Origin of the sequence: Paenibacillus contaminans (genome assembly GCF_003285015.1) — a bacterium.
Taxonomy (GTDB): Bacteria; Bacillota; Bacilli; order Paenibacillales; family NBRC-103111; genus Paenibacillus_V; species Paenibacillus_V contaminans.
This window is the reverse complement of record NZ_QMFB01000002.1, coordinates 307404-323779: the sequence shown is the minus strand read 5'-3', so window position 1 is coordinate 323779 and position 16376 is coordinate 307404. Positions and strand designations below refer to the sequence as shown.

The window sequence follows — 16376 nt, the reverse complement described above, 5'->3', positions numbered from 1 at the left end:
CTGCAGCAACTCAGTTAACTGCTGAGGCAGCTTAACGTTATTCGATTATTGATAAACGAAAGGGAGGCCATAACGATGAAATATTGGAAGGCTGCAGCTTTACCGATTTTGGCAGCGCTTACGGCAACGGCGTGCGCAACGGGGAATACGGAGAAAAATCCGGCCGCCGGCGGCAGCTCGAGCCCGCAGACCTCACAGAGCCCCCAGGCCACGCAAACGCCGCCGAAGGACGTAACGCTCAAAATCGGGCTGCCCGGCAGCTACGACATTACGAGCAAAAAAATTATCGACGGCTTTCAAACGAAATATCCGCATATCAAGCTGGAAATCGACGAAGCGCCTTGGGGAGATTTTACGAAAAAGATCGTAACCCGGATCGCCGGCAACAACCCGCCCGACATTTGGCTTCAGGAAAATGCCGTCATCCTCGGCTACGGAAATCGGGGCGTCGCGGAAAATCTCGAGCCGTACATCAAGCGGGATTTGAAAACCGACGATTACGTAAGCGCACTGCTCTCCGCGAAGACGCCCGACGGCAAAATATACGGCATTCCGCACGGCATCAACGCCGGGGCGCTCGCCTACAACAAGAAAATATTTCAGGATAACAACGTGCCTTTTCCGACCGACGACTGGACGTTCCAGGATCTGATCGATACGGCAAAAAAGCTGACCAAGGATACGGACGGCGACGGCAAAACGGATATTTACGGCTTCCAGGCGGGGAATAACATTACGCTTGGCTGGCTTCCGTGGATGAAGGCTTTTGGCGGCTCGGCGCTCGATTCCTCGTTGACGAAAGCGGCTTTCACCGATCCGAAATCGATCCAAGGGCTGACGGGCTGGGCGGATACGATCAATAAGCTGAAAATAAGCCCGACCCGCGAAATGGCGGCGACCGGGAAGCTGTTCGAGAACGGCAAAGCGGCGATGCTGTTCTTCCAGTATTCGAGCCAAGTCGCGCTTAACAAAAACAAGCCGGATCTGGACTGGGATACGGTCAAAATGCCGATCGGCATGAACGGCAAGCGGTTTGTGCCGATGGTCGTCAACCAGTGGGTCGTTTATTCCAAGGCGAAGCCGGAAGCGAAGGAAGCGGCTTGGACGTTCCTCCAATATTACTTGAGCGACGAAGCCCAGACGTTCCTATCCGAAAGCGGCGCCAGCATGCCGGTCAAGAAAACCGCGCTTGAGGCGCTGGACAAAATGACGACCAAGCCGCTAAACAAGAAGGCATACACGAAAGGGATCGAGGAAGCGGGCTCCACGCTTGACGAAAATCCGACCTGGAACGAATGGCGCGCGGCGGCGAATCCGATTCTCGACGACATTATGGACGGCAAGCGAACGCCGGAGGACGGGGCCAAAGAAATTCAGCAGAAGGTGCAAGCGATTTTGGACGAAAACAAATAACGGCCCGGCATAAAAGCTGCCGTACAAAAACGCCGACAATTGGGATGACCGCCGCCATGCAGCGCTGCAATGCGCGCCGGGAGAAGCACGCGTTGAGAACTCCGGGCGGACAATGACGTCCGGAGGGGCGGCGGAACCGGCTTCGGCGGGTCGAGCTTTAATGAACGAAACGAGGGGTTTCGATGCGAAAGCAAGGCTGGTGGGGATTTTGCTTCACGCTGCCATTTGTCCTGCAGCTGGTCATTTTTTACTTGTTCCCGTTCGTATTTTCGCTTTATTTGACGTTTACGAAATGGGATCTGTTCAACGCCCCCGACTGGGTCGGTCTCCGGAATTGGACCCAAATCGGCAGCAATAAAGCGTTCTGGTTGTCGCTGCGCAACGTCGGATATTTCTCGCTGCTGTTCGTGCCGCTGCAGACGGGCGCCGCGCTTATTCTCGCCTATTTGCTGAACCGGCAGATCAAGGGGAAATCCTTGTTTCGGATGGTTTATTTCCTGCCCGTCATTACGCCGTGGGTCGCAGGAGGGATGATATGGCTGTGGATTTACCACTATGAATACGGCATTCTCAACTGGATTCTCGAAAGCTTCCGCATCGACCGGATCGATTGGGTGCGCAGCGGCAAATGGTGGCTAGTCATCGGCTCGATCGCGCTTGTGAACGTGTGGAAGGGTGCGGGATACTCCATGGTGCTCATTCTGGCTGGGATGCAGAACATTTCCAAGGAAATGGTCGAGGCCGCGCGGATGGACGGCGCTTCGGGCTGGACGCTGTTCGCCAGAATCACCGTTCCGATCGTATCGCCGATGGTGTATATGGTCATGATTTTGTCGACGATTGCGGCGTTTCATGCGTTCGACGTATTCCTCGTCATGCTCGGAGATATTACGGCCGTTGCCGACCGCAACATGGTGCCGAACATTTTGATTTACCGGGATGCGTTCATGAATTTCAAAATGGGCAGCGCGTCCGCGATGGCATGGGGCTTGTTCCTGATTATTCTGGTCATAACGCTTATGCAAAAGAAGCTGGAGAAAAGGTGGGTCCACTATGAGTAGAACAAAGCCGTCGCTGCAGTGGGCCGTATACGCCATTCTCGGCGCGGGAGCCGTTCTTATGCTCGTGCCGTTTTTCTGGATGCTGTCGACCTCGCTCATGACGGCCGGCGCCGAGCTGTCGCTGCCGCCCAAGCTGCTCCCCGACCCTGTCGAATGGGGCAATTACAAGAAGGTATGGGTAGAGGTCAACTTTCTGAGGTATACGCTGAACAGTCTGTTCGTCACGGTGCTGGAGCTGCTCGGCATGGTCGCCTCCTGCGCGCTTGTCGCTTACGGGCTCGCCTTTTTCGAATTCCGAAGCCGCAATCTGATCTTTCTGGCGATGCTCGGCACGATGATGCTTCCTTCGCAAATTACGATGATTCCGACGTATTTCATCTGGAAATCGGTCGGCGCGCTAGACACGTATTATCCGCTTATTTTACGCAGCTTTCTCGGCGGGGCGTTCGGCATTTTCCTTCTGCACCAGTTTTACAAGACGCTGCCGCGCGAGCTGTACGACGCCGCTTGGGTGGACGGGGCGAATCCTTGGAAAATTTTTCAGTTGATCTATTTGCCGCTGGCGAAGCCGGCCTTGTCCGCGCTCGCGGTGTTCACGTTCATCAGCGCCTGGAACAATACGCTGGAGCCGCTCATTTATTTGCAGAATAAAGATTTGTATACGCTGCCGCTGGGGCTTCTGTTTCTCAAGAACGAAGTGGAGAACCGGATGACGCTCGTCATGGCCGGGGCTGTCATAACGATTGCACCCGTGCTTCTCGTCTTCTTGTTCGCGCAAAAATATTTCGTTCAAGGCATTGCCTCGACCGGGCTGAAGGGGTGATGCAGGGAAACGATGAATAGTCTCGTTTGCTGGAGGAGGTCGCTATAGGCTGCGCTGGTTGGAGGGAGCTTTCGATTCCGCATGACCATTCATTTTGTGCGTTGACGTTCTAGTTCTAGTATTCGAATGATAACGATCGTACGGAGGGATATCGAAATGGCTGAAAAACCGATTAACGGCAGTTCGACTGACAGCTTGGGGGAAACGGAAAATAATGTTGCGGGCGCGAAGCAAATGACGAGAAGAAAGCTCCTAACCGCGCTTGGCGCGGCGGGAGCGGTGCTTGCGGCGGATGGGCTGTTGTCCGGCCGGTCGTCGGGGGTGGCCTACGGCGAGGATTTAGGTGTAACGGGGAGCGTTTACGGGAAACAGGAGGACATTGCCGACAAGCTCAAATGGAAAGATTTACGGAATATCGAGCTGTGTTATGCAGTCACTGTGGAGAAGCTGCGGCAAATGAGCGGGATACGGCCGGACGCGGCTTATTATGTAACGGATGCGGGGAAGGAAGGCTTCTTTCTGTGCGACGAAAATGACACGGCATCTCCCGACAATACGGGTACGGTGCTGGTCGCATCCGACGGCAAACGGTTGAAGCGGGTGCATGACGGGACGCTGATCGCAACCTGGTTCGGGGCTGCGGGCGACGGCACGACGGTCGATACGGCGGCGCTTCAACGCGCGCTGGATGCGGCAGCGGGCGGAAAGCTGCTTATCCCGAGGCAGCGCAGCGGCTTTTATTTGACCGGGCAGCTGTACATACGGAGCGATACGGTTATGGAATTCGAGCCGGGCACGGTCGTGCAGGCGGTCGATACGCTCAGCCGACAAGCGCCTTATGAACGGATGATCCGCATCAAGAACGCGATCAACGTGTTTATCGCCGGCAACGGCGCTACGCTGCAAATGAACAAGGCCGCGTACAATTCGGGCGAGCAGGCGCATATTTTCGATATAAGCGGCTCGTCGAACGTGCTCATCGAGCGGATCAACGCCAACGACAGCGGCGGGGACGGCTTTTATGTGGGGGCGTACGAGGCCAGTCAGTATTCCAAGAACATCATCCTGCGCGAATGCCGGGCTTACAACAACCGGAGGCAAGGATTGTCGGTCATCACCGTTGACGGTCTGCTCGTCGAAAACTGCCGCTTCGACCGGACGGACGGCACTGCGCCTAAAAGCGGTGTCGATATCGAACCGAACAGCGCCCTGGAACGGCTGAAAAACATCCGCTTCGTCGGCTGCAGCGCGGAAGGCAATGTGGGGCGCGGTTTTTTGGTTACGCTGCTGAAGCTGACCGCAGCGAGCGAGCGGGTTGACATCACGTTCGAAAACTGCAGGACCAAAGGCAATTCGTTCGGCTATTCCGTCAATTACGGCGGCGATGGCGCAAATGCGGTCAAGGGCGAGGTGACGTTGATCGGCTGCACGGCGGAAAACGAGCAGTATGCCGGATTTTCGGTGCTGTCGAATTCGGCGGATAGCGTAAAGACGACCTTCGTCCGCTGCCGGGCGGTCAACTGCAATACGGTCAACATGCCGGACGATCCTTACGGCTTCGGAGCCTCGTTCATCGTGACGACCGTTCCGCAGCAGCCGAGGATTGCGATCGGCAACGTGGAGTTTATCGGCTGCGAGTCGGTCGACGAGCGGACTGCGCCGCTGATCGTCCGCGGCTTTGCGGCCAAGAAAAACAAAAACGAGGCGATTCGCGGGGTGAAGCTGACCGACTGCAGCGCAAGGGGCGGAACGCAAAGCTTATACCATGTCGATCCCGTTACGGAAGCGCTGCACGTTTTTCATCCGATTCAGCCGGAGTTGGCGGTTACAGCGTCGGGAGCCGTCAGCTTGAACAAGATCGGCCATAGGATTCATAATGCGGGAGCTTCCGGCGGCATTACGCTTACGCTTCCCGAGGCGAAAACCGGCCGAACGTTCACGTTCGGCATCGAGGCGGCGCATGCCGTCGAGCTCGTACCGTCGCCGGGCGGTGGAATCTTGAAGCCGGCCGGCAGCGGTGCCGATGTCCGTTCCGCGAACAAGGGCGATTCGATTACGCTTGCCGGCAGAGCGGACGGCCAATGGGCGATTGCAGCCGTTGTAGGCAGCTGGTTTTCGTGAAAAGAACCTCCATTTCCACTGTAAAGTGGGGATGGGGGTTATTTCATATAACTAGCCAAGAAACCCGCGATATATGCGGCCTGCTGCGCCCGGGCAGCCTCTGTGTAATGAACGTGGTCGCAGTAAACACCGTCTCCCAGACTCCGGGTAAAACCGTTAAGGTCCAATATCGGAACGCCTGCTTCAAGCATCAGCCGATCGGCTATTCCATTGTATATTTCCACATCTTGATTGTACCGGTGAAATTCGCTGCTCAGGCGGTTATGCCGCTCGTCCTCGACGGGGGTAGTGCGAATCCACAAAAAGGGAATGTTGCACCGGGCTATCAATGCCAATATTTGTTTTAGATTGCTCTCATAGTCGACAGGAGAAACTTGAAGATTTCTCGTATCCGACTTTCGCTTAATATCATGCAAGCCGCAATTCAGGATTAAAGCATCCTCATTCATTACGCCGGCTGCTTCCCGCTGCAAAAGATAATCCAGCACCATCCGGCTGTCGCCGCCGTTGCCTCCAGTGGGATTGTCCAAATTCCTCATTGCTTCATCCGGGTTTTCCTTTTGCACCAGACGATACTTCCCGCCAAGCATCTTCCTAAGATACGGAGAATACTGCAAAGAGATGCTGTCTCCCAGCAGGAACAACGTCGCAGCTCTGTTTGTCACTGTTTCAGATTGTCGATTCAAAGGTTCCACCTATCCTTTATTTCATAATCGAGACTTATTTCTCTCATTATACAATGCACGAAACCAACCATATACAAGAATATTGGTAGGATTTATTTCGTGCTGCTTGAAGGGGAGCTCCGCACTCTTACCGTCTAATGGAATATCATTCATTATCGGGTTAAAAAGGAGAGTAGCGATCATGCACGCATGGTTGATGAACGGGATTGACGATTTGCTCGGTTTATTCGATTTATTCGATCTGGGCGTCCTCCTCGGCGACAGCTCGACAGTCGAAAAAATCGAAGCGTTGTGGCGCATTGCGATGCTTGCCGCGGCGATTTATTTGTACGGCCGCTATTTGCTGAAGCGAACCGCCGCAAGCGCCGCTTCGATGTTTCCCGCGGGGGTTTTGCTCGTTTACGCGTTCCTGATTCGCTGGCTCGACGTGAACGGCTGGGAGCACATCGAAAGGCTGTGGCCCGTATTTCTGCTCGGTCCGGCGCTCGGATTTTTCCAGTGGTACGTATTCGGCGGCCGCTCGCGTTTCGTGCTTGTTCCGGCTGTTCTGGCGGCCGTAACAGGATTGATTTTTACCGGTGCAAATGCCGGCTCCGCCGTCTTTCCGGCTTCGGAATGGTGGCCGGTTTTTCCGCTGCTGCTTGCGCTGTGCATGCATTTGGGCGGCTTGTCGGATTCGCTGCCGGGAAGGCTGCTGCTCATCCCGGGCGGCGCGCTGCTGCTGTACGGCATCCTCTTTCTGACGAATTCGCTGATGGGCGTTCCGTACGGGCAATTATGGCCGCTGTTTCTGTTCGGACCCGCTGTCGGACTTCTGGAGCTGTATGCACTAGGGTATAAAAGATGGTTCGTAACGATACCTTGCGCGGTGTTCGTGCTGCTCGGTGCGGTTTTCGTATCGGTGTTCAATATCAATTGAACACGGAATAGGATGACGAACGGGGCTCCGGAAAAGCGAATCATGTTCGTTACAAAAACTCGCTGAAAAGCAATTGCGGAGCATAAGGTTTAACATCCTTCGTGTGAACGGGCATCGCGTCCGGGAAGCACCGTGCGGTACGTAAAAGCATCAGCGCGGCGGGGCGGTATGGCCGATGACGGCGTTCGCGAGCTGCGTCCGGTTTTTGACGCCATATTTGAGCAGGATGGCGTTGACATGCTTCTTGACGGCGGCTTCGCTTATAAACAGCGCGGCCGCTATTTCTTTGTTCGTATGGCCGCGGACGAGCAGGGCGGCGGCCTCCTTTTCGCGAGGCGTCAGGTCGGGGAGCCATGCAGGCACCTGCGGCTTATCCGTTTGTCCGGCGGACTCGGGCGCGCCGATCATTTTCGCTACGAACGCATGCAGCTTTTCCTTCCTCGTATCCAGAACGTACGTCGGTGTCGGCGTAATCCCGTCGTAATCCCGGTGAAAAACGCCCGGAACGGGCTCGAAGCCGTAGCCCGCATGAGCGTCCTTGTAATAATCGAGCGGAGGAGGAGAGGCGAGAAGAAGCTGGCCGGATAACATTTGCCCGAGCATCAGATGCACGATATCCGATCGCAGCTCTTCGTTCTCCAAATTCTCGACATCGATAGCCAAAATGAAAGAGCCGGCCTGCCCTCCCGGCGCGACGTTTAGCGATTGCAATTGCTTGGCGGCAAGGCTGCGGAAATAAGCGGCGGACAAGGGCGAACGGCTCAAAAAGCCAATCGTCCCCTCATGGATCGGCACGATAGCGGAAAGCCCCGCGACTTCTCCCTCGCGGCTTCGAAGCAGCTTCAAAGCGCCGGCATCCAGCGCGGCCAGCTCCTCGATCTGCCGCAAGCCTGCGAGCCGGTATAAGCTTTCCTCCGCGCTGAGCGAATAACGAAAGAGCGAACCCGTCTCCGCGTCGGAGCAGCGTATGGTCCATTTGCTCGCTTGTTTTTGTCTCCTGAGCAAATATGCTTGTGCTTCGTGCGCATTTTGCGGAGTTACGGCTTCCAAATAATTGTACGAATGTCTGGCATGCCGGAAATGGGCGCGTAAAATCGGGCTTTTGGCATGGCGCAGCAGCTCTGCAATTTCCCAGGAGACGTCCTCTTTCTTTGCAAGCAACTTGACGATTGCGGCATAAAGGTCTTCGGCGGCTTTCCGGTTCAGACGGGCGAAAGCTTCCGGCTTGCGGCGCCGGAACGATTCGCGGAGCGATTCCCGGATCCGTTCGTGCAGATGCCAGCCTCTGGCGCTGCGGCCGACGAAGGAAAGCCGGGTCAGCCGCTCGAACAGCGTACCGGCTAAAGCTTCTCCGGAAAGCGAAGCGAGCGTTTCCTGATTAAACGAACGGGGAATCGAGGCGGTCAGAAGTAAATCGCGCAGCTCGTCGTCAGGCGCTTCCCGCAGCCACTCCGCAAGCAAAGCCTCGAACTCCGGAAGCTCCCGGCCCGCGTTAGCCGCCATTGCCGAACGGACCCCCGCGCCGTTCTCCCAAGCGGAGGCGTATAAGGAAAGCGATAGCGGATGTCCCCATGTTTTTACCCAAATGGCGTCTATGGCGTTCTCGGCGTCGAACCCTTCGCGCTGCAAATAAACTCGCGATTCCTCATAACTGAGCTCGGTTAACGGGAGAGAAACGATCAGTTTGCGCCAGGACGGTGAGATGCGCCAAGGCCCTTCCAGCGGAAAGCGGCCGGCAATAACAAGCAGCACCCCCGCATGCAGCTTTGGGATAAAAGCTTCCCTCAGCCACTGGTCGATGCCGCCTATTTCTTCATAATGGTCAAAAGCGATGACGACGCGCTGCCCCAAGGCTGCCAGATTGATCGCTTCAATGCAGCGGACGTGAAGAGGAGCGCTATCGGTTGCGCTAAGAAGACCGAGCCGTTCGGCGATCGGCGCGACGACGGTTTCGATCGTATGTCCGCAATCGCGAACGTCGACAAGCAGAAACAAGGCGCCTGTTTGCGCCGAGCGCTTCCGAAATTGCTCCAGCAGAAACGTTTTGCCCATGCCGCCCGTTCCGTACAGGTTAAGAATCCGTTCGTGCCGTTCGGATGCATGCGAAAGCAAGGCATCAAAAGCTTGCAGCTCGAAAGCTCTCCCGACAAAGCCGGAATCGGAGAGCCTGTCGATAATTTGTTCCAGCCTATCCGGCGATGCGCCGGCTGAGGGATCGTGCGGGACCATCGTTTCCACCTCATCGCCTTCAATTTTTATCCAAAAGTATACTACCAAAGTAAACGGATGGGTAGTGTCTCCTTCTTGCGAGCATGGTACGTTAGCGATGAGGCTAGCGAATGGAGGGAACAAGTATGAATGATACGGACAAAGGCGCCTTTGATCAGGATGTTTTGGAATTGAAAAAGCCGGACCGCATATCGGGCTCGGACATATTGCTGCGAACGCTCCTGCTCGAAGGCGTGGAATGCGTCTTCGGTTATCCCGGCGGCGCCGTTCTCTATATTTACGACGCCATGCACGGAAACGATAAGTTCCGCCATGTCTTGACGAGACATGAGCAAGGGGCGATCCATGCGGCGGACGGCTACGCCCGCTCGACCGGCAAAACGGGCGTTTGCATCGCTACGTCGGGGCCGGGCGCGACGAATCTCGTTACCGGCATCGCCACGGCGTATATGGATTCGGTTCCGCTCGTCGTCATTACCGGCAATGTGGCGACAACGCTGATCGGCACCGACTCGTTCCAGGAGGCGGACATCGTCGGCATTACGCAGCCGATTACGAAACACAGCAGCGTCGTGCGGCGCGCCGAAGATTTGGCGAGAACGTTGAGGGAGGCGTTCTACATAGCCGGAACGGGAAGAAAGGGGCCTGTGCTCGTCGATATTCCGAAGGACGTTTCGGCGGAGCCTGCCGATTTCGTTTATCCGGAACATGTAGCGGTAAAAGGCTATGAGCCTTATCCGTTAATCGACCAGTCGGAGCTGGACGCGCTCGCGGCGGCGCTTGAGGCGGCGGAGAGGCCGCTGCTGCTGGCGGGCGGCGGCGTCGTGCAAGCGGACGCTTCGGCAGAGCTGTGCCGGTTCGCGGAACGGCAAGGGATCCCCGTCGTTACGACGCTGCTCGGGCTCGGCGGTTTTCCCAGCGGCCACGAGCTGTGGTTCGGCATGCCGGGGATGCACGGATCGTATGCCGCTAATCAGGCGCTGCTGCAGTGCGATCTGCTCCTTTCGGTCGGAGCTCGGTTCGACGATCGCGTTACGATGAAGCTCGACGGATTCGCGCGGCAGGCGGTCATCGCCCATATCGACATCGACGCGGCGGAAATCGGCAAGCTGGTACCGACAGCCTTGCCGGTGACGGGCGACGCTAAGCAGGTGCTGCAGAGGCTGAACGCCATTGCCGCGCCAACTTCGGAGAAGCGAGCCGAATGGCTCGATCGGCTTAAGCAGGCCGATGCGCAATTTCCGCTTCAATATAAAGATGCCGAGGACGAGCTGAAGCCGCAGTACGTAATCGAAATGATGTCCAGGACGACAAACGGCGAAGCGTTCGTGACGACGGACGTCGGGCAGCATCAAATGTGGACGGCGCAGTTTTTCCGCTTTGGCAAGCCGCGTTCGCTGATCACTTCCGGCGGACTCGGTACGATGGGCTTCGGCTTCCCCGCTGCGATCGGCGCGCAGATCGGCAATCCGGACAGCCTGGTCATTTCGATCAACGGCGACGGCGGCATGCAAATGTGCGCTCAAGAGCTGGCGATTTGCGCGATTCGCCGCATTCCGGTCAAAATCGCCGTTATCAACAACCGGACGCTTGGCATGATCAAGCAGTGGCAAGAGCTTATTTACGATGGCCGATTCAGCCATATCGACTTGTCCGGCAGCCCCGATTTCGTAAAGCTGGCGGAGGCCTACGGCGTGAAGGCGTTAAGGGCGCAGACGAAGCGGGAAGCGGAGGAGGCGTGGCAGGAAGCGTTACGGACGCCGGGGCCGGTGCTGATCGATTTTGTCGTCTCGCAGCACGAGTTGGTTTATCCGATGGTCCCGCAAGGGATGGCGCTGAGCGATATGCTGCTGGGGGAGGTTTAGACGATGGCGAAGCATACGATTTCCGTTCTGGCAAGCGATAAACCGGGTGTCCTGCAGCGCGTTTCCGGCTTGTTCGCGAGACGGGGCTGCAACATGGAAAGCTTGACGGTAGGCGCTTCCGAGCAAGAGGGAATGTCCAGAATGATCATAGTTTTGGATGGGGAGGAACGAATGCTCGAGCAGATGTGCAAGCAGCTCCGCAAGCTGATCGATGTCATTAGCGCTGAGCCGCTTGAGCGGCGGCGCATGGTCGCACGGGAGCTGATGCTGGTGAAGCTGCGCGCGGAGCCGGCGGCGCGCCCCGAAATTTTCGGGATGATCGAGGCGTTCCGCTGCTCCGTCGTTGATGTCGGGCTGCGCTCAGTCGTCATCCAAGTCAGCGGCGATACGGACAAGAACGATGCGCTGCTCCAGCTGCTTAGACCTTACGGCATTTTGGAGATTACCCGTACCGGAGAAACCGCAATGAACCGGGGAGAGTGAACAGAGCGTTCAAGCGGAGAGACGGGAGTTTACTCGCCTTCCCGGATGAAATAATCCTTCGCCTTCCATATAAAAGGATTGATCGAAGCTTGTCCGGTAGCGTCCTCCGTATAAATGAGCGAAGTCGTCCGTTTGGTTTGCAGGAGCTCCGGAATGTTGCGAATGTGCAGATCGCCGGTTTCGAGCAAGCTGCTGCGCAAATACGACATCGGCAGCAGTGTGGCGACGTTGCAGGAAGGCACCAGACGAATGATCGCCTCGAACGAGTCGATCTCCATGCGGACGTTCGGAAAAACGGCATAACGATGAAACAGATCGTCGGTCAGGATGCGATACCATGTGCCTTTGGAAAATAAAATCATCGGCAGCTCGTTCATGTCGCTCATGCGCACTTCGGATCGGTCGAGGAAAGGATGGCCCGGCGGAAAAACCAAGCACAGATGATCGTCGAACAAAGGCACGCAGTGGATACCCGGATGGTCGATAACGGATGCGACCAGACCGAGATCCACTTTTTTCTCTTTGACCATCAGGACGATTTCATGCGTCTTTCCCGTCAATGCGAGAATGTCCGTCTGCGGATAGTCTTTCGTAAACAGCGTGATCAGCTCCGGCAGGGTCGATTGCAGCGTCGTCAGGCTCGCGCCGATCGTGATCGAGGGCGGGATGTTCCCGGAGGCGAACGGACTCAGCGCTTGAATCATGTCGAGGTTGATTTTCCGCATTTTCAGCGCATATTCGTAGCAGATTTGGCCCGCGCGCGTCAGCTCGAGCCTTTTGCCTTTGCGGTGAAACAGTTCGACGCCCAGCGTATTCTCCAGTCCGATGATTTTACGGGACAACGCAGGCTGCGAAAGATTGAGGATGGCGGAAGCGCGATTCAGGCTTTGCTGCTCCACGACAGCGGCGAAAATGTCCATATCCGTCACGGCAAGACACTCCTTTATGAACGGTTTTAGAGCGGTTTCAAAAATTCGCGCATATGCATAAAAGTTATAACGATATATAAAAGATCGGCAATTCCATTATAAGCGAAACGGTAGTAACATAATAGCAGTCACGGAACGTTCACATTTCTGTTGTATCGGGTATAAAAGCATGCCGTTTCATGGAAAAATAGGAGTTAGAGAACTGCCGTCGCAATCCGCAGAGGATCGGAATGAAGGCGGCACGGCTATTGGTAAACGCGCACATCCCGGCTTATGCTTACGAAGTCGCTTTCTTCGAAAGCGTTTAGGATGTCGAAGCCGTTTATCCTTGAAGGATTCGAAGGATGCCGATAATGAAGAAGCTCCGATTTGACCATCGTTGACTTTATTCCGGATAAGTAATCGGATAACGGCCCGAATTCGTACTTTTTTCGTGTCGGAATTTGTTGACGCTGCGGTGTGCCAGGGGTACAATGATTAGTGATTTGTTCAAAAAAGGTTCATATTTTATGAGGGAGGAACTGCCTAAGATGACCGGAAATTCGTATTACTTCCGCAAGATTCATTCTTTGCTTGGCGTAATTCCAGTCGGCTTCTTTCTAGTGGAGCACTTGCTGACGAACTACGCGGCATTTAAGGAAGGGCATGCAGGATTTATCGACAACGTGCGCTGGCTCAATAGTCTGCCACTCGTTCTTCTGCTGGAGATCGTCGGGATTTGGCTGCCGCTTCTGTACCACGGCGTTTACGGTCTGTATGTCGCCTACACGGCTCGCAACAATGTGAGCAACTACGGGTACTTCCGTAACGTGATGTTCATGCTGCAGCGGGTAACTGGGGTTATCACGCTTATTTTCGTGGCGTGGCACTTCTTTGAAACGCGCTTCCAAGTGGCGATCGGCAACACGACGCACGATGAGCTTGGCGTAGTCATGCACGGTATCGTTATGTCGCCATGGGCGTTCGCGTTTTATGTAGTCGGCGTCATTTGCGCATCTTTCCACTTTGCCAACGGCATGTGGTCGTTCCTCGTAAGCTGGGGAATCACGATCGGACCTCGCGCGCAACGCGTCTCCTCCATTATCTGGATGGGCGTATTTGTCGTGATGGCGATCATGTTTATTCTGTCGCTGACTGCGTTCGGCGGTGCGGAGTTCCAAGATACGTCAGTGTTGAAAAATGCATAAGGGGTGACAACGAATGGCTAATGCAAAGGTAATAGTAGTCGGCGGAGGTTTGGCCGGGTTGATGGCAACCATCAAGGCCGCCGAAGCGGGCGTACATGTAGACTTATTTTCCTTAGTACCGGTTAAACGTTCTCACTCCGTGTGCGCACAGGGTGGAATTAACGGTGCGGTTAATACGAAGGGCGAGGGCGACTCGCCTTGGGAGCACTTTGACGATACGGTTTACGGCGGAGACTTCCTTGCGAACCAACCGCCGGTAAAAGCGATGTGCGAAGCGGCGCCGGGCATCATTCACTTGATGGACCGGATGGGCGTTATGTTCAGCCGTACGCCGGAAGGACTTCTCGATTTCCGCCGTTTCGGGGGTACGCAGTATCACCGTACGGCGTTTGCGGGCGCAACGACCGGCCAGCAGCTTTTGTACGCGCTGGACGAGCAAGTTCGCCGCTGGGAAGCTGCAGGACTCGTAACGAAATACGAGCACTGGGAGTTCCTGTCCGCGGTCATCGACGATGAGGGCATTTGCCGCGGTATTAGCGCGCAGGATCTGCGCAGCATGGAAGTGACGACGTTCGTTGCCGACGCTACGATTATGGCGAGCGGCGGGCCGGGGATCATTTTCGGCAAAACGACCAACTCGGTCATCAACACGGGAACGGCGGCAAGCGCGGTTTACCAGCAAGGCGTATACTACGGCAACGGGGAGTTCATCCAAATTCACCCAACGGCGATTCCGGGCGACGACAAGCTGCGCTTGATGTCCGAATCGGCTCGCGGCGAAGGCGGACGGATCTGGACGTACAAGGACGGTAAGCCTTGGTACTTCCTCGAGGAAAAATATCCGGCCTACGGAAACCTCGTACCGCGGGATATCGCGACGCGTGAAATTTTCTCCGTTTGCGTCGACCAGAAGCTCGGCATCAACGGCGAGAACATGGTTTATCTCGACCTGTCGCATAAAGATCCGAAGGAGCTCGACGTCAAGCTGGGCGGCATCATCGAAATTTACGAGAAATTCATGGGCGACGACCCGCGTAAAATTCCGATGAAAATTTTCCCTGCGGTTCACTATTCGATGGGCGGCCTGTGGGTCGACTACAACCAAATGACGAACGTTCCGGGCTTGTTCGCTGCCGGCGAATGCGATTACTCCATCCACGGCGCAAACCGTCTGGGCGCAAACTCGCTGCTTTCGGCGATCTACGGCGGCATGGTTGCCGGACCGAAGGCGATCGAGTACATCAAAGGCCTCAAGAAGCATGCGGCCGACGTTTCCTCTTCGGTATTCGAAGCCGAGAAGAAGAAGCGGACCGACCAGTACGAAAGCCTGCTCAAAATGGACGGCACCGAGAATGCTTACGTCATCCACAAAGAGCTTGGCGAAATCATGACGAACAACATGACGGTCGTACGTTACAACAAAACGCTGGAAGAAACGGATAACAAGCTTCAGGAGCTTCGCGAGCGCTACAAAAAAATCAACATGACGGATACTGCGCGCTGGAACAACCAAGGCGTCGCTTTCACGCGTCAGTTGTGGAACATGCTGGAGCTTTCCCGTGCGATGACGATCGGCGCGCTTATGCGTAACGAAAGCCGCGGCGCGCACTACAAGCCGGAGTTCCCTGAGCGCGACGACGAAAACTTCATGAAGACGACGAAAGCGAAATATACGCCGGAGCGTCCGATCATCGAGTACGAAGACATCGACGTATCGCTCGTTGCGCCGCGTAAACGCGACTACTCCGCCGACAAGAAAAAGGGAGGGGCTTAAGCATGGCAGAGACGAACGTGCAGAACAAATCCATTCGTTTGATCGTAACCCGCCAAGACAGCCCGGACGGTAAATCGTATACAGAAGAATTTGAAGTTCCGTACCGCCCGAACATGAACGTCATCAGTGCGCTGATGGAAATTCAGCGTAATCCGAAGACGGCGAACGGTCAAAAAACGACGCCGGTTTGCTGGGAGTCGAACTGTCTCGAGGAAGTATGCGGCGCTTGCTCCATGGTTATCAACGGCAAGCCTCGCCAAGCTTGCTCCGCGCTGGTCGACCAGTTGGAGCAGCCGCTTCGCATTGCGCCGATGAAGACGTTCCCGGTTATGCGCGACCTTGTAATCGACCGCGGACGCATGTTCTCGGCGCTTAAAAAGGTCAAAGCCTGGATCCCAATCGACGGCACATACGATCTCGGACCGGGGCCACGCCTCGCCGAATCGAAGCGCCAATGGGCATACGAGCTTTCCAAGTGCATGACTTGCGGCGTTTGCCTCGAGTCTTGCCCGAACGTAAACGACAAAACGTCGTTTATCGGACCTGCAGCAATCTCGCAAGTGCGTCTGTTCAACACTCACCCGACGGGCGAGATGAACAAGCATGAGCGCCTCGAAGCGCTTATGGAAGACGGCGGCATCGAAGGCTGCGGCAACTCGCAAAACTGCGTGCGTTCGTGCCCGAAAGGCATTCCGCTTACTACGTCGATCGCGGCGATGAACGCCGATACGACGAAGCATTTGTTTAAGCAGTGGCTGGGAGTATAATATAGGAAAATGCAAAAAACTGACCTCGTTCGGGCTCGTTCGGGGTCAGTTTTTTTGCGTTGCTGGAAGTACTGTGAGACGTCACTTGACGCCTGCTCCGGAATAAATAGCTTTACTCC

The 16376-nt window shown here is 55.7% G+C and carries 13 protein-coding genes; 10 read left to right on the top strand and 3 right to left on the bottom strand.

All coding sequences use genetic code 11. The annotated features are described in order from the left end of the window. Positions 1-75 precede the first annotated feature (75 nt). The 4 genes from DQG23_RS05630 to DQG23_RS05615 all read left to right on the top strand — a co-directional run bounded on the left by DQG23_RS05630 (position 76) and on the right by DQG23_RS05615 (position 5418). Positions 76-1413 (top strand): ABC transporter substrate-binding protein, encoded by a 1338-nt coding sequence (locus DQG23_RS05630; RefSeq protein ID WP_113029828.1) that lies wholly within the window; start codon positions 76-78, stop codon positions 1411-1413. A 182-nt stretch (positions 1414-1595) separates the two neighbouring features. Further along, positions 1596-2474, top strand: a complete 879-nt coding sequence (locus DQG23_RS05625; protein ID WP_113029827.1) for a carbohydrate ABC transporter permease — start codon at positions 1596-1598, stop codon at positions 2472-2474. Then, complete coding sequence (locus tag DQG23_RS05620; RefSeq protein ID WP_113029826.1) at positions 2467-3297, top strand: carbohydrate ABC transporter permease; 831 nt, start codon at positions 2467-2469, stop codon at positions 3295-3297. Before DQG23_RS05625 ends, DQG23_RS05620 begins: the two co-directional genes overlap by 8 nt. A 156-nt stretch (positions 3298-3453) precedes the next feature. Further along, positions 3454-5418, top strand: coding sequence for a right-handed parallel beta-helix repeat-containing protein (locus DQG23_RS05615; RefSeq protein WP_158560319.1), 1965 nt, complete (start codon positions 3454-3456; stop codon positions 5416-5418). 38 nt (positions 5419-5456) lie between these two features. Here the strand turns inward: DQG23_RS05615 and DQG23_RS05610 are convergent, their stop codons facing one another. After that, positions 5457-6104, bottom strand: a complete 648-nt coding sequence (locus DQG23_RS05610) for an SGNH/GDSL hydrolase family protein (RefSeq protein WP_158560318.1) — start codon at positions 6102-6104, stop codon at positions 5457-5459. 181 nt (positions 6105-6285) lie between these two features. On the opposite strand from DQG23_RS05610, the gene DQG23_RS05605 reads away from it, so the two are divergent. Beyond that, the gene (locus DQG23_RS05605) at positions 6286-7023 is read left to right on the top strand and encodes a hypothetical protein (protein ID WP_113029823.1); all 738 of its coding nucleotides are present in this window, start codon (positions 6286-6288) and stop codon (positions 7021-7023) included. A gap of 150 nt (positions 7024-7173) precedes the next feature. Here the strand turns inward: DQG23_RS05605 and DQG23_RS05600 are convergent, their stop codons facing one another. Then, positions 7174-9252, bottom strand: coding sequence for a LuxR family transcriptional regulator (locus tag DQG23_RS05600; protein WP_113030026.1), 2079 nt, complete (start codon positions 9250-9252; stop codon positions 7174-7176). Positions 9253-9377: 125 nt separating this feature from the next. Here DQG23_RS05600 and ilvB point away from each other — a divergent pair, with 125 nt between their 5' ends. Further along, the gene (ilvB, locus tag DQG23_RS05595) at positions 9378-11117 is read left to right on the top strand and encodes a biosynthetic-type acetolactate synthase large subunit (protein WP_113029822.1); all 1740 of its coding nucleotides are present in this window, start codon (positions 9378-9380) and stop codon (positions 11115-11117) included. Between the two features lie 3 nt (positions 11118-11120). Then, complete coding sequence (ilvN, locus tag DQG23_RS05590) at positions 11121-11600, top strand: acetolactate synthase small subunit (protein ID WP_113029821.1); 480 nt, start codon at positions 11121-11123, stop codon at positions 11598-11600. Between the two features lie 29 nt (positions 11601-11629). Here the strand turns inward: ilvN and DQG23_RS05585 are convergent, their stop codons facing one another. Then, a complete protein-coding gene (locus DQG23_RS05585; RefSeq protein WP_113030025.1) occupies positions 11630-12520 on the bottom strand; it encodes a LysR family transcriptional regulator in 891 nt (296 codons plus the stop codon). 539 nt (positions 12521-13059) lie between these two features. Here DQG23_RS05585 and DQG23_RS05580 point away from each other — a divergent pair. Genes DQG23_RS05580 through sdhB form a run of 3 tightly spaced genes read left to right on the top strand, consistent with a single transcriptional unit; the run spans position 13060 to position 16257 of the window. Continuing rightward, on the top strand, positions 13060-13716 hold the full coding sequence (locus DQG23_RS05580) for a succinate dehydrogenase cytochrome b558 subunit (RefSeq protein ID WP_113029820.1): 657 nt from the start codon (positions 13060-13062) through the stop codon (positions 13714-13716). Positions 13717-13729: 13 nt separating this feature from the next. Further along, positions 13730-15490 carry a succinate dehydrogenase flavoprotein subunit gene (sdhA, locus tag DQG23_RS05575; RefSeq protein WP_113029819.1) on the top strand — a complete coding sequence of 587 codons (1761 nt, stop codon included), beginning with the start codon at positions 13730-13732 and terminating at the stop codon, positions 15488-15490. Between the two features lie 2 nt (positions 15491-15492). Then, positions 15493-16257, top strand: a complete 765-nt coding sequence (gene sdhB / locus DQG23_RS05570; protein ID WP_113029818.1) for a succinate dehydrogenase iron-sulfur subunit — start codon at positions 15493-15495, stop codon at positions 16255-16257. Positions 16258-16376 lie beyond the last annotated feature (119 nt).